This is a genomic window from Cryptosporangium sp. NPDC048952 (assembly GCF_043197895.1).
Lineage (GTDB): Bacteria > Actinomycetota > Actinomycetes > Mycobacteriales > Cryptosporangiaceae > Cryptosporangium.
Genome location: NZ_JBICTY010000003.1, coordinates 620,890 through 634,782 on the forward strand (window position 1 = coordinate 620,890; position 13,893 = coordinate 634,782).

General features: G+C 70.5%; 12 protein-coding genes and 1 pseudogene. 7 read left to right on the forward strand and 6 right to left on the reverse strand.

The window, feature by feature from the left end:
* A pseudogene (locus ACGFY5_RS18930) lies at window positions 1–236 on the forward strand (hypothetical protein); the annotation flags it as partial.
* Window positions 200–1,798: a ribonuclease Y gene (gene rny, locus ACGFY5_RS18935; RefSeq protein WP_392721402.1), complete on the forward strand. Its 1,599-nt coding sequence runs from the start codon at window positions 200–202 to the stop codon at window positions 1,796–1,798. The pseudogene ACGFY5_RS18930 and the gene rny, both read left to right, overlap by 37 nt.
* A gap of 58 nt (window positions 1,799–1,856) precedes the next feature.
* Here rny and ACGFY5_RS18940 read toward each other — a convergent pair whose 3' ends face one another.
* The 4 genes from ACGFY5_RS18940 to ACGFY5_RS18955 all read right to left on the reverse strand — a co-directional run bounded on the left by ACGFY5_RS18940 (window position 1,857) and on the right by ACGFY5_RS18955 (window position 5,162).
* A complete protein-coding gene (locus ACGFY5_RS18940; RefSeq protein WP_392721403.1) occupies window positions 1,857–2,774 on the reverse strand; it encodes an amino acid ABC transporter permease in 918 nt (305 codons plus the stop codon).
* Complete coding sequence (locus tag ACGFY5_RS18945) at window positions 2,771–3,415, reverse strand: amino acid ABC transporter permease (protein ID WP_392722533.1); 645 nt, start codon at window positions 3,413–3,415, stop codon at window positions 2,771–2,773. Before ACGFY5_RS18945 ends, ACGFY5_RS18940 begins: the two co-directional genes overlap by 4 nt.
* A gap of 71 nt (window positions 3,416–3,486) precedes the next feature.
* Window positions 3,487–4,368: a glutamate ABC transporter substrate-binding protein gene (locus ACGFY5_RS18950; protein ID WP_392721404.1), complete on the reverse strand. Its 882-nt coding sequence runs from the start codon at window positions 4,366–4,368 to the stop codon at window positions 3,487–3,489.
* 35 nt (window positions 4,369–4,403) lie between these two features.
* Window positions 4,404–5,162 (reverse strand): amino acid ABC transporter ATP-binding protein, encoded by a 759-nt coding sequence (locus ACGFY5_RS18955; RefSeq protein WP_392721405.1) that lies wholly within the window; start codon window positions 5,160–5,162, stop codon window positions 4,404–4,406.
* A 131-nt stretch (window positions 5,163–5,293) separates the two neighbouring features.
* Here ACGFY5_RS18955 and miaB point away from each other — a divergent pair, with 131 nt between their 5' ends.
* The 3 genes from miaB to ACGFY5_RS18970 are packed head-to-tail and all read left to right on the forward strand — an operon-like array spanning window position 5,294 to window position 8,987.
* Window positions 5,294–6,787 carry a tRNA (N6-isopentenyl adenosine(37)-C2)-methylthiotransferase MiaB gene (gene miaB / locus ACGFY5_RS18960; protein WP_392721406.1) on the forward strand — a complete coding sequence of 498 codons (1,494 nt, stop codon included), beginning with the start codon at window positions 5,294–5,296 and terminating at the stop codon, window positions 6,785–6,787.
* Window positions 6,788–6,791: 4 nt separating this feature from the next.
* Window positions 6,792–7,502, forward strand: coding sequence for a response regulator transcription factor (locus tag ACGFY5_RS18965; RefSeq protein WP_392721407.1), 711 nt, complete (start codon window positions 6,792–6,794; stop codon window positions 7,500–7,502).
* Between the two features lie 3 nt (window positions 7,503–7,505).
* Window positions 7,506–8,987 (forward strand): ATP-binding protein, encoded by a 1,482-nt coding sequence (locus ACGFY5_RS18970; protein WP_392721408.1) that lies wholly within the window; start codon window positions 7,506–7,508, stop codon window positions 8,985–8,987.
* On the opposite strand, the gene ACGFY5_RS18975 is transcribed toward ACGFY5_RS18970, so the two are convergent.
* Both ACGFY5_RS18975 and ACGFY5_RS18980 read right to left on the reverse strand, forming a co-directional pair.
* Complete coding sequence (locus ACGFY5_RS18975; protein ID WP_392721409.1) at window positions 8,966–9,922, reverse strand: TAXI family TRAP transporter solute-binding subunit; 957 nt, start codon at window positions 9,920–9,922, stop codon at window positions 8,966–8,968. The two genes, ACGFY5_RS18970 and ACGFY5_RS18975, sit on opposite strands and share 22 nt — an antisense overlap.
* Before the next feature lie 48 nt (window positions 9,923–9,970).
* Window positions 9,971–11,212, reverse strand: coding sequence for a DUF349 domain-containing protein (locus tag ACGFY5_RS18980; protein ID WP_392722535.1), 1,242 nt, complete (start codon window positions 11,210–11,212; stop codon window positions 9,971–9,973).
* Window positions 11,213–12,077: 865 nt separating this feature from the next.
* Between ACGFY5_RS18980 and ACGFY5_RS18985 the strand changes: the two genes are divergently transcribed.
* Window positions 12,078–12,812: a hypothetical protein gene (locus ACGFY5_RS18985; protein ID WP_392721410.1), complete on the forward strand. Its 735-nt coding sequence runs from the start codon at window positions 12,078–12,080 to the stop codon at window positions 12,810–12,812.
* On the forward strand, window positions 12,809–13,861 hold the full coding sequence (miaA, locus tag ACGFY5_RS18990; protein WP_392721411.1) for a tRNA (adenosine(37)-N6)-dimethylallyltransferase MiaA: 1,053 nt from the start codon (window positions 12,809–12,811) through the stop codon (window positions 13,859–13,861). Before ACGFY5_RS18985 ends, miaA begins: the two co-directional genes overlap by 4 nt.
* Window positions 13,862–13,893 lie beyond the last annotated feature (32 nt).

Consider the following 13,893-nt stretch of genomic DNA (forward strand, 5'->3'; position numbering starts at 1 on the left):
CGGCGCTGGCACGGGCGGCGCTGGCACGGGCGGCGCTGGCACGGGCGGCGCTGGCACGGGCGGCGCTGGCACGGGCGGCGCTGGCACGGGCGGCGCTGGCACGGGCGGCGTCGGCGGGGCGGGTAGCGGCGATGCTGGGAACGGCGCTGCGGATGGGGGGCCGGCGGTCGCGGGTGCCCTGGGCACCCGCACCCGGGAGGTGGGTGCTGCGGCTAATGCCAGCGCAGGCGCGGTGAGTACCGACGGGGCCGGTGGTGACGGCGCGGAGTATCGGGAGGCCGCTTCGGTCGTGCAGGTCGTGGCGCCGCGTCAGGCCTCGGACGACGACAACTCCCGGCAGGCGCGCGGCGTCCTCCAGGCGGCCCAGGACGAGGCCGCCGAGATCCTCGCCCGCGCCCGCCGCCGCGCCGAGCGGGAAGCAGAAGACCTCCTCGCCGACGCCCGACGCAGCGCCGAACGCGACGCCGCCGGCCTCAAAGCCGACGCAACCGCCCGCCGCGACGAGGCACAACGCCGCGAGGCCCGGGTCGCCGAACGCGAGGAACGTGCGAACCAGACCGAGGGTCGACTCGCCGAGCGCGAAACCGAACTCGCTGCCCTCGCCGACGAGCTCACCGAACGAAAGACAGCACTCAAGACAGCAGAAAAAGACCGCCGCGCCGAACTCGAACGCATCGCCGGACTCTCCGCCGAGGCTGCCAAGGCCGAACTCGTCAAAGAAGTCGAAACCCAGGCGAAGCGCGAGGCCGCGATCCTGGTCCGCGACATCGAAGCAGAGGCCCGCGCAAAGGGTGAAGAACGGGCCAAACGCATCGTCGTCGACGCGATCCAGCGCGTCTCCGGCGAGCAGACCGCCGAGAGCGTCGTCAGCGTCCTGCACCTGCCCGGCGACGACATGAAAGGCCGCATCATCGGCCGCGAAGGCCGCAACATCCGCGCGTTCGAAGCGGTCACCGGTGTCAACGTCATCATCGACGACACCCCCGAGGCAGTGCTGCTCTCCTGCTTCGACCCGGTCCGCCGCGAAGTGGGCCGCCTGACGCTCGAGAAACTCGTCCTCGACGGGCGAATCCACCCGCAACGCATCGAAGAGGTCTACGAGCGCAGCAGGGAACAGGTCGAGCAGCTCTGCGTGCGGGCCGGCGAGGAAGCCCTGGTCCAGGTCGGGATCGCCGACATGCACCCCGATCTGATCGCGACGCTCGGCCGCCTCCGCTACCGCACGAGCTACGGCCAGAACGTGCTCAAGCACCTCATCGAGACCGCCCACATCGCCAGCCACATGGCCGCCGAGCTGCGGCTGGACGTCGCGCTCGTCAAGCGCTCCGCGTTCCTGCACGACATCGGCAAGGCGCTGACCCACGAGGTCGAGGGCAGCCACGCGCTGATCGGTGCCGACCTCGCCCGCCGGCTCGGCGAGAGCGACGAGGTCGTGCACGCGATCGAAGCCCACCACGACGAGGTGGCGCCGCGCACGCTCGAGGCGGTGCTCACCCAGGCCTCCGACGCGTGCTCCGGCGGACGCCCCGGGGCGCGCCGCGAGAGCCTGGAGACCTACGTCAAGCGCCTCGAGCGCATCGAGGAGATCGCCGCCGGGATGCCGGGGGTCGAGAAGGTGTTCGCGATGCAGGCGGGGCGCGAGGTTCGCGTGATGGTCGCGCCGGACCAGGTCGACGACCTGACCGCCCAGATGCTGGCCCGTGACGTCGCCAAGCAGATCGAAGACGAGCTGACCTACCCGGGCCAGATCCGCATCACGGTCGTCCGTGAATCCCGGGCCACCGGAGTGGCCCGCTGAGCCCTGCACGCTTTGGCGGCCCATAGGCCACCAAAGCGTGCAAGCCCCAAATCAAGCCTCAGATCGCGGCCGCCCCGCCGCTCTGGCCCAGATCCTGCCGCGCGTCCATCGTCGGCGCGGCCGTCCGCGAGCCGCGCCGCGACAGGCGTCGCTCCAACCACGTCGCGAACCACGACAGCAACAGACACGTCGCGACGTAGATCGCCCCACCCACGATCACCAGCGGGATCAACGGGTACTCGAACTGCGGCGCGGTGGCCAGCTGCTTGAGCTGCTTGAGCAACTCGTCGTACGTCACCAGGAACCCGAGCGCGGTGTCCTTCAGCAGCACCACGAGCTGGCTGATGATCGCCGGCAGCATCGCCCGCACGGCCTGCGGCACGAGCACCGACGTCATGACCTGGGTCTTGCGCAGACCCAGCGCGTACCCGGCCTCCGACTGCCCGCGCGGCACCGAGGCGATACCCGCCCGGAACAGCTCGGCGAACACCGATCCGTTGTAGAGCGTCAGACCGAGCACGACGGCCCACAGCGGCGAGACACGCAGGCCCAGCGACGGCGTCCCGTAGTAGAACAGGAACATCAGCAGGACCAGCGGAACCGCGCGGAACACCTCGACGAACCAGAACGAGGGAACCCGCAGCCACGCGTGGTCCGAGACCCGGGCGGACGCGAGAGCCACGCCCAGGGCCAGCGCCAGCACCGCCGCGATTCCCGCCGCCTTCAGCGTGTTGAGGAAGCCCTCGAGGATCGTGATCTGCGGCTGCTTGTACTCGAAGATCTCCCACTTCGTCCCGGAGAACTGCCCGGTCTTGTTGAAGCGGTAGATCACGTACGCCAGCGCCCCGAGGATCACGACGGACCCGACGAGGCCGATCAGCAGGTTCCGGCGCCGAGCCCGCGGCCCCGGCACGTCGAACAGCACCGACGTGGTCGGGGTACGCGGCTTGCGTCGGGCAGGAGCAACAAGAGTCATCGCGCCACGCTCCAACGCCGCTCGAGATTGCGCTGCGCCGCGGAGAGCGGCAGCACCAGGATCAGGAAGCCGACGACGACCCACAGCAGGCCGCCCAACGCCGGATAGCCCAGCTCCGACAGGTTGGCCCGGATGGACCCGGCCTCGGCGACGCTGAACCCGGCGGCGATCGTCGTGTTCTTCAACAGTGCGATCAGGATCGACGCCAGCGGCGGCACCACCGCCCGGAACGCCTGCGGCAGGATCACGAACCGCAGCGTCTGGGCGAACGTCAGCCCCACTGCGCGGGCGGCCTCGGCCTGGCCGGCCGGCACGGTGTTGATACCGGAGCGCACCGCCTCGCACACGAACGCCGAGGTGTAGACCGACAACGCGATCACGGCGAACGTCGTGAACGAGAAGTTGATCTCCAGGTAGGGGAACCCGAACGCGACGAAGAAGAACACCAGCGTCAGCGGGGTGTTGCGCAGCAAATTCACGTAGCCGGTGCCGAACCAGCGCAGCGCGGGCACCGGCGAGACGCGGAACGCCCCGAGGACCGTGCCGACGATCAGGGCAAAGATTCCGGACAGGACGAACAGGAGCACGGTGTTCCGGAACGCGTTGCCGAACAGCGACCAGTTGTCGGTCAGCGTGGGCAGGAAGTCACTCATCGGTCTCCCGGTAACGAGCAGGGGGCCGCCCCTTCAGGGGCGGCCCCGCGAAAGGAAACTCAGTACCGCTCGAGCGCCGGCTGCTTGGCCGTCGAACCCGACTTACCGAGAGTGGCGTCGTAGATCTTCTGCCACTCGCCGTCCTTACCGGACGCCTCGATGATGTCGTTGATCTTGTCGCGCAGGGCCTTGTCGTCCTTGTTCAGGCCGACGCCGTACTTCTCCTCGGAGAACGGCTTGCCCACGACCTTCAGCTTCTCCGGCTGCTGCGCCGCGTAGCCGAGCAGGATCGCGTCGTCGGTGGTCACCGCGTCGGCCTGCTTGTTGAGCACGGCGTCGACGCACTGCGAGTACTTCTCGAACTCGACGGTCTTCGCGTCCTTGTGCTCGTCCTTGATCCGCTGGATCGAGGTCGAACCGGTGGCCGAGCAGACCGTCTTGCCCTTGAGGGTGTCCGGACCGGTGATCGTCGCGTCGTCCTTGCGCACGAGCAGGTCCTGGCCGGCGATGTAGTACGGGCCGGCGAAGGAGATCTGCGTCTTGCGCTTGTCGGTGATCGAGTATGTACCGACGTAGTAGTCGATGTCGCCGTTCACGATCGCCTGCTCGCGGTTCGCGGACGGGATCGCCTTGAACGTGACCTTGTCCGCGCCGTAGCCGAGCTTGGCGGCGATCAGCTTCGCCATCGAGATGTCGAAGCCGGAGTACTCGTTGGTCGTCGGGTCCTTGTAGCCGAGGTTCGGCTGGTCTTCCTTGACTCCGATGACCACGGAGCCGCGGGCCTTGATCGCGTCGAAGGTCTTGGAGCCGGACACCGCGACGGCACTTTCGACCGCCGAGGTGGGCTCGTCACTGCCGCTGTCGCCTTCTTTGCCGCACGCGCTGGTGCTCAGCGCGAGGGCACCGGCGATCGCCAGTACGGCGAGCTTCCGGAGCTTCATGTGATGTCCTCCAGGGGATCCGTCGGGTAGGCGGGTCAGTGCGTGAGGATTTTGGAGAGGAAGTCCTTCGCCCGGTCCGAAGTCGGGTTGGTGAAGAACGTGTCCGGTTCGGCCGCTTCGACGATCTGACCGTCGGCCATGAAGACGACGCGATCGGCAGCGCGGCGCGCGAAGCCCATCTCGTGCGTGACGACGACCATCGTCATGCCGTCGCGGGCCAGTGAGGTCATGACGTCGAGCACCTCGTTGACCATCTCGGGGTCGAGCGCGGAGGTGGGCTCGTCGAACAGCATCACCTTCGGCCGCATCGCGAGCGCGCGGGCGATCGCGACGCGCTGCTGCTGGCCACCGGAAAGCTGCGCGGGGTACTTGTCGGCCTGGCTGGCGATGCCGACCCGCTCCAGCAGCTCCATCGCGTGTGCGCGCGCGTCGGAACCGGACTCCTTGCGCACCTTGATCGGGCCGAGCGTGACGTTCTCGACGATCGTCTTGTGCGCGAACAGGTTGAACGACTGGAACACCATGCCGACGTCGGCGCGCAGCTTGGCCAGTTCCTTGCCCTCGGCGGGCAGTGGCGTGCCGTCGATACGGATTTCGCCGTCTTCGATCGGTTCGAGCCGGTTGATCGCGCGGCAGAGCGTCGACTTCCCGGAACCGGACGGCCCGACGACGACCACGACCTCGCCCCGACCGATGTTCAGGTTGATGTCCCGCAGTACGTGCAGGTCGCCGAAGTACTTGTTGACGCCCTCGACGGCTACCAGGGGAGTATCGGTGGTCGGTTGATCCGGCATCGGGCTCCTCAAGTCAGCGCATGGGGATCCTGCGTAGTGCCGAACCCTATTCGACCCAACAACCCGGTTTGAGTACCGAGCGATCACGGACGAGTAACGAGCAACGCCCAGGCCGTAGTCTGTGACGTGTTATGAGCGCCCCGACTGAAGAGGCAGCGCGCACCTACTCGGTGCGCACCTTCGGCTGCCAGATGAACGTCCACGACTCCGAGCGCCTCTCCGGCCTGCTGGAGTCGTCCGGATACCGCCCGGCCGAGCCCGGCACCGACCCCGACGTCGTCGTGCTGAACACCTGCGCCGTGCGGGAGAACGCCGACAACAAGCTCTACGGCAACCTGGGTCATCTGGCCTCGGTCAAACGCCAGAAAGAGGGCATGCAGATCGCCGTCGGCGGCTGCCTCGCCCAGAAGGACCGGGGCACGATCGTCGAGAAGGCCCCCTGGGTCGACGTCGTCTTCGGCACCCACAACATCGGTTCGCTGCCCGCTCTGCTCGAGCGCGCCCGGCACAACGCCGAGGCGCAGGTCGAGATCAAGGAGTCGCTGGAGACGTTCCCGTCGGCGCTGCCGGCGCGGCGCGACTCGGCGTACTCCGGATGGGTTTCGATCTCCGTGGGCTGCAACAACACGTGCACGTTCTGCATCGTGCCGTCGTTGCGCGGTAAGGAGACCGACCGTCCGCCTGCCGACATCCTGGCCGAGGTCCGTGCGTTGGTGGCCGAGGGCGTGCTGGAGGTGACGCTGCTCGGGCAGAACGTCAACGCGTACGGCGTCGAGCTCGGCGACCGCTCCGCGTTCGCGAACCTGCTCCGCGCCTGCGGCGAGATCGACGGGCTCGAGCGCGTCCGATTCACGTCCCCGCATCCGAAGGACTTCACCGACGACGTCATCGACGCGATGGCCACCACGTCGAACGTCTGCCACCAACTGCACATGCCACTGCAGAGCGGCTCCGACGCCGTGCTGAAGGCGATGCGCCGCTCCTACCGTTCGGAGCGGTACCTGGGCATCCTCGATCGGGTCCGCACCGCGATGCCCGACGCCGCGATCACCACCGACATCATCGTCGGCTTCCCGGGCGAGACCGAGGAGGACTTCCAGGCGACGCTCGACGTGGTGGCCGCCGCGCGGTTCTCCCAGGCGTTCACGTTCCAGTACTCCCAGCGCCCCGGTACGCCCGCCGCCACCATGCCGAACCAGCTGCCCAAGCAGGTCGTCCAGGAGCGGTACGAGCGGCTGATCGCGCTGCAGGAGCAGATCTCCTGGGACGAGAACAAGAAGCTCGTCGGACGCGAGGTGGAGCTGCTCGTCGCCACCGGTGAGGGCCGCAAGGACTCCGGCACCGGTCGGATGAGCGGGCGTGCCCGCGACGGCCGGCTGGTGCACTTCGCGGGCGACGCGAGCGTCATCCGCCCGGGCGACATCGTGACGACGACCGTCACGTATGCCGCTCCTCACCACGCAATCGCCGAAGGCCCGATCCACACCCACCGCCGCACCCGCGCCGGCGACAACGTCGAAGCGGGCCGCAAGCCGAAAACGAGCGGCGTCGGCCTGGGCATGCCGACGATCGGAGCCCCAGCATCCCCCCACAAAGACGCCCAGTCCGCCCCGGTCTGCGGATAACGCGATGCGCGTCCTGTTGATCGAAGACGACGACCGCGTCGCGGGAGCGCTCTCCGTCAACCTCACCCGGCAGCAGATGGACGTCGACCGGGTGGGGAGCGCGCAGCGGGCGCTGGAGCGGTTACGCACCGGCGCCCGGCACGACGTCGTCCTTCTCGATCTGGGGTTACCCGACCTGGACGGGCTCGCGCTCTGCAAGCGCATCCGGGAGCTGTGCGACGTCCCGGTCATCATGGTGACCGCCCGCACCGACATGTCGACGCGGCTGCACGGCCTGCACGTCGGCGCGGACGACTACGTCACCAAACCGTTCGACCCGCGGGAGCTCGTCGCCCGCATCCACGCGGTCACCCGCCGCGCCGCCAGGGCGACCCCGCCGGAGTTGTCGCTGGAGGAAGCCCCCGCCTCACCGGCGCCGACGACGGCGATCGCCGGCCCGGGTGGCGTCCGGCTGGACGTCGAACGGCGGGAAGTGACGGTGAACGGGGAACCGGTCGCGCTGACCCGCAAGGAATTCAACCTGCTCGCGATGCTGGCGCGGCAGCCCGGCATCGTCTTCACCCGCTCGCGGATCCTCGCCGAGGTCTGGGATTCGGCCTGGATCGGCAACCAGCGCACGCTCGAGGTGCACGTGGCGGCGGTCCGGGCGAAGCTCGGGGTCGCCGGGATCATCGAGACCGTGCGCGGGGTCGGCTACCGCTACCCGGCCGGCTGACCCATGCGGGCCCGTCTGTTCGCGCTCCTGTTGACGCTGATCGCGCTGGTCGTCGTCGCGTTGCTGACGCCGCTGGCGATGAACTACGCGACGAACGCGCAGCGTCAGGTCTACATCGACCGGCTGCAGGACACGAACCGGTTCGCGCTGCTGCTCCGCGACGGTACGGGCACGTCGGAGCTGTCCGCGCTGCGTGACGAGCTCGGGCGCTACCACGACGTCTACGGCATCCCGGCGGTCGTGCTGGACGGCCACCGCAACGTGATGCTCAGCTCGGGCCCGGTCGACACCGACGACCCGACGGTCAGCGACCGCATCGACACGGCCCTCTCCGGACGCAGCACCGAGGAGATGTCGATCTGGCCCTGGCAGGACCGTCCGCTGGTGGTGGCCGTGCCGTTCCTGGCGGGAGAAGGCGCCGGGGTCGCCGGGGTCGTGGTCACGGTGTCGCCGACCAGCGCGCTGCGCACCCGGGTCGGCACGGTCTGGATCGTGCTCGCCGCGCTCAGCCTCGGTGCGGTGGCGCTGTTCGTCGCTGTCGCCGACGCGATGGCCACGTGGGTGCTGCGGCCGGTGAGCAGCCTCGACGCCGCCGCGCACGCGATCACGTCGGGTGACCTCGCCTCGCGTGCCCCGGTGGGCACGGGGCCCCCGGAGTTACGCCGGTTGGCCCGCTCCTTCAACGAGATGGCGGCCACCGTCAGCGGCGCGCTCGACGCCCAGCGCGCGTTCGTCGCCGAGGCCTCCCACCAGATGCGCAACCCGCTGACCGCGCTGCTCCTGCGGGTGGGCAACCTCGCCGACGCGGTCGCCGACGAGCACGCGGGCGAACTGCCCGAACGCGCCCGCGCCGAGCACGACGAGGCCGTCCGCGAAGGGCAGCGGCTGCAGCGCGTCCTCGAGGAGCTGCTCGCGCTCGCGCGCGCCGAGCGTCACCTGGGTGCGGTGCGCCGCGTCGACGTCGGTCAGGTCCTCGACGAGCGACTCTCGGCCTGGCGGGTCCGGGCCGACCTGCGGGGCCAGATGCTGGTGCGGTCCGGCGTCGCGAGCGCGGAGGCGGTCGTCGACCCCGAGTCGCTCGGGCGCGTGCTCGACGAGCTGCTCGACAACGCCAGCCGCTACGCCGGGGACGACGGCGTGATCGTCGCCGCGCTGCGTGCCGGGGTGGGCTCGCCGGGCGTCGTCCGGCTGTCGATCTCCGACGACGGCGACGGCCTGCCGATCACCGAGCTCGACAAGGTCACCGGCCGGTTCTGGCGCAGCCCCAGCCACGCGAACGTCCCGGGGACCGGGCTGGGCCTGAGCATCGTCACGTCGCTGCTCCAGACGTTCGGCGGCCGCCTGGAGGTCAGTACCGGCCCGCAGGGCGGTCTGTCGGTCACCTGCGTGCTGCCCAATCCGCCGCTGCCCGTTCAGAAACAATCCACTGGCGACGCCACGGAGCCGGCCGAGGTGGGCGTCGCTCAGGGCTTGACCGAGCGGTAGTAGCGCATCGCCCCGGGGTGCAGAGGGATCGACGCGGTGCTGATCGCCGAGCGCACGTCGAGCACCCGGCCGCTCGGCACCGCCTCGGAGATCCGCTGCCGGTGCGTGAACAGCGACGACGTCATCCGGAAGACCAGGTCGTCGTCGAGGCGGAGGCTGGCGAGCAGGTAGCTGGGCACCGCCGCGGTGCGGGTGTCGCCGACCCCCGCGTACGTACCCGCCGGCACGGTCGCGAGCTGGTAGAACGAGCCGTACTGGCGGTGCAGCGTCTCGACGTACTGCTCGAGCGGCAGCAACCGGATCGGCAGCGCGCTGGCCAGCTCGGCGACGGCCTCGGTGGGCAGCCCGCCGACCCAGAAGAACGCGTCCAGCGTGCCGTTCGCGAGTTGCCGCGCCGATTCCTTGACGCTGTAGCTGCGGCGCAGGATGTCCTTCTCGTTGCCCATCCCGGCGGCGTCGAGCAGCCGCTGGGCGGTGATTTCGACCGACGAGCCCTCCGACCCCATCGACACCCGCTTGCCGCGCAGGTCCGAGAGCGCCTGCAGCGTCGAATCGCGTCGCACGACGACCTGGACGTACTCGTCGTAGACCCGGGCGATCGCGCGGATCCGCCCGGCCGGGGCACCGGCCTGCTGCTCGAGCGTCGGCACCTTGAACGCAGTGTCGGCCGAGATGAACGCGAGGTCGGCGCGGCCGGCCGCGAGCCGGCCCAGGTTGTCGACCGAACCGCTGCTGTTGTCGACGTGGACGGTCAGGTCGGGCAACTCGTCGTGGAAGACGTCCTCGAGAGCCTGACCGTAGGCCTCGTAGACGCCGTCGACGCCGCCGGTGCTGATCCGGATTCCGCCGGGCGGATAGTGGACCGGATCACACACCGGCTCGCGACAACCACGTAACGCGACCATGCCGACCGCAGCGATGGCCAGTGCCACCACGGTGACCAGCAGGACCCAGCGTCGTCGCCGGGTCAGGAGGGGCAGGACTTACCCCGCTTGCTCGGCGAGGTCGAGGAACTGGCGCTTGGACGCCAGCGCCTTCTCGGCCTCGGCGATCCGACGCTGGTCGCCCTGCGTCTTGGCGCGCTCGAGCTGCTTCTCGGCCTTGGCGACCTGCTCGCGCATCTGCGCGAGCAGCGGGTTGCTCTGGACGCTGCCGCGGCGCCACTCGACATCGGTGGCCACCTTGACCCGATCCTCGATCGCACGCAGGCGACGGTCGAGCTGTGCGACGGCCTCGCGCGGCACCCGGCCGATGTCTTCCCAGCGCGCCTGGACGTCACGCATCGCGGACTGAGCCGCTCGCAGGTCGCTGTCCGGGTCGATGCGCTCGGCCTCGGCGAGCAGCTCTTCCTTCTTGGTCTGGTTGGCCTTGAGCTCGGCGTCGCGCTCGGAGAACGTGGCCGAGCGGTGCGCGAAGAACGTGTCCTGGGCGGCGCGGAACCGCTTCCAGAGCTGGTCCTCGGCCTCGCGCGGGGCGCGGCCGGCGGCCTTCCAGTCGTTCATGAGCTGCTTGAGCCGGTTGGCGGTGGACTGCCAGTCGGTCGACTCGGCGAGCGACTCGGCTTCGGTGACCAGCTGCTCCTTGATGCCCTGGACCTGCTTGCGCTGCTGGTCGAGGCCCGCGAAGTGGCTGCCCCGGCGGCGGCTGAAGCCGTCGCGGGCCGCGGCGTAGCGTCGCCAGAGCTCGGTGTCGGTCTTGCGGTCGACGCCGCGGATCGTCTTCCACTCGGTGAGGATGTCGCGCAGGCGATCGCCGGCGACCTTCCACTGCGTGGAGTTGTTCGCGATGTCCTCTGCCTCGGCGACCAGCGTCTGCTTGCGCGTGGTGGCCTCCTCGCGGGCGCGGGCCTTGGCGACCTTCTGCTCGTCGGCCTTCGCGGACGACGCCTCGATCAGCGCGTCGAGGCGGGTGGCCAGGGCGTCGAGGTTGCCGATCACGTGCGCGTCGGCGAGGGATTCGCGCAGCCGGGCCGCGGAGGACTTGGTGTGTGCGGCGTCGCTCATGCCGCCCTGGAGGCGAGCCTCGAGGAGCTCGATCTCGGTGACCAGGTCGTCGTAGCGGCGCTGGAAGTGGTGGAGGCCTTCTTCGGCGGTGCCGGCCTGCCACGACCCGATCGCGCGCTCACCCGCGGCGGTGCGGACGTACACGTTCCCCTCGGCGTCGATCCGCCCGTACTCACTGGCCGAGGTTCCCCCACCCGCGCCAGCCGCCGCCGGACCAGGCACAGCCGCACCCGGCACCGCATCCGCCGGGCTGGGCACCGCAGCAGCCGGCACCGCGTCCGCCGGGGTCGGGGTTGCTGCTGCTGGCGCGGCGGGCGTCGGCGCGGCCGCGGCCGGCTCGGCCGGGAGCACGTCCGCCGGGGTCGGCGTCGCAGCAGCCGTCGAGGCCGACTCGGTCGAGGCCACGTCTGCCGGAGTCGGCGCCGTCGGAGTCGGCGAATCGACCGGGCTGACGGACGTCGGCGCGGGCGTTTGCGCAGCTAGGGCGGCCGGGCTGGGGACGGGCGGGGCCGGGGTGGGGGCTGTGGCGGCCGGAGTGATGGCTGCGGCGATCACGGCGGGCGTCACGGCGGGCGGAGCCGGGGTGCTCGAGGGTTCCGGCGTGTCGTCCACCGGCGTGTCTACGGAGGTGCCCGCAGGCGTCGTGGCCGCCGCGCTAACCTCCGCGGCCGCCTCGGCCGACGGCGTGTCGGCGGCCGAGACCTCGGCCTGCCGCACGTCCGCGGACTCCGTGGGTGACGACTCCGCAGGAGTTCCCGCGGGCGTGGCCGCGGTGCTGTCGCTGCCGGAAGTGTCCATGACCATCCTCGTTCCCGTTCCGGTGGCGGGTATATTCACCACCGCATCTGCTGCGCCACCCTGCGTGAGCCGGATGCGGCCGTCAGGTGGCCGCAGACCGGTTTTCGGGCTGCCTGACGAGCATTGTCACAGGTTCTGGCGAACTACTTCGCACCGATGCGGTGATCGGTGGTGCATCTGCTGCTAGATCATCGTTCAACCAGGTCACGAACAGCACATTTCACGTAGCTGTCGGATAGCTGGCTGACACGGCGCCGGAGCCCACCCTAGTGCCGGTTACCCTTCCGGGGTGCTGCTCGCCGCCACTGTCTGTCCCCATCCGCCGCTGCTCGTCCCGTCGCTGACCGGCGCCACCGGTCCTGCCGAGCTCCGGGAGACGTGCGTGGCCGCAGTCCGCGACCTGCTCGCCGCGGGGGAGTCGTCCGGTGACGATCTCGACGTCGTGGTGATCGGTACCGGCCCGACGCCGGGCAGCGCGGCGCCGGACGCGGTCGGCTCACTCGCGGGCTACGGAGCGGACGTGACAGTGGGGTTGACCCGGGTCGTGCCCGACACGGACCCCACCGGAACCCCGACGCTGCCCCTCTCGGTGACCGTCGGTACCTGGCTGCTGCGCGAAGCCGGCTGGACCGGGCCGGTGCGCGCGCGGGTCGTCACCGAGCACGCCACCCCGGCCGAGTGCGCCGACCTGGGCGCACGGCTGGCCGGTTTTCCAGCGCCCACCGTGCTGCTGGTGATGGGCGACGGCTCGGCGAGTCGGGACGAGAAAGCACCCGGCGCGCTCGACCCCCGCGCCGTCCCGTTCGACACCGCTGTCGCCGACGCGCTGTCGTCCGTCAACACGGCAGCGCTGGCCGCGCTCGACCCCGCGCTGGCCCGCGAACTGCTCGCGGCCGGCCGCGCGCCCTGGCAGATCCTCGCCGGTGCCGTGGAGGCCGACGGGCGCCCCTGGAAGGGCGAACTCCGCTCCGCCGAGGCGCCCTACGGCGTCGGCTACCTGATAGCCGCCTGGTCCCCGGCGTGACGAACCCGGCCGCTCCGGATGGCCGCACGGCCGCGGATGGCCCGGCCGCTCGGGAGCGCACGGGTGCGGCGGCTGCCACGGGCGCGGCGGCCGAGCCGGGGCCGCCGGTGATCGCGGTGGTCGGGCCTACGGCTACGGGGAAGTCCGGGCTGGGGGTGGCGCTGGCGCAGGAGCTCGGCGGTGAGGTGGTCAACGCCGACTCGATGCAGCTCTACCGAGGCATGGACATCGGCACGGCCAAGCTCACCCCCGCCGAGCAGGACGGCGTCGCGCACCACCTGCTCGACGTCTGGCCGGTGACCGAGACGGCGTCGGTCGCCGAATACCAGCGGCTCGCCCGTGCCGCGGTCGACGCGCTGCGCGACGCCGGCACGGTGCCCGTGCTCGTCGGCGGCTCGGGGCTCTACGTCGACGCGGTCCTCGACCGCATGGAGTTCCCGGGCACCGACCCCCACGTTCGTGCCGCACTCGAGGCCGAACTGGCCGAGGGCGGCCCGGCACCGCTGTACGCCCGGCTCACCGAGGCCGACCCCGCAGCCGCAGCCGCGATCCTGCCCAGCAACGGGCGCCGGATCGTCCGCGCGCTCGAAGTGATCACGCTGACCGGTTCGTTCGCCGCCGAACTGCCCAAAGAACCACAGCCCCACTACGACGCCGTGCGCATCGGCCTCGACCGCCCCCTGGAGCAACTCGACGCCCGGGTCGAGGAACGCGTCCGGGTGATGTGGGACGCCGGTTTCGTCGACGAGGTTCGGACGCTGGAATCTCTCGGACTCCGGGAAGGCCGGACGGCGTCCCGAGCGTTGGGATACGCACAGATCCTGCGGATGTTCGACGGCGAACTGGACGAGGTGGGTGCGATCACCGCTACGCAGGGTGCAACGAGGCGGTTCGTCCGCAGGCAGCGGTCGTGGTTCCGCCGGGACGACCGGGTCCGTTGGCTCGATCCGACCGACGGGACCCGGGCGCTGGAGGAGGCGTTGAAATTGATACCTCATGAGTCACACCGGCTCACCCCGGAATCACGCGACAGCACTCGTAGGATCTGAAGCTGTGAGTGATTCCGCGCCACCCCCCGGCA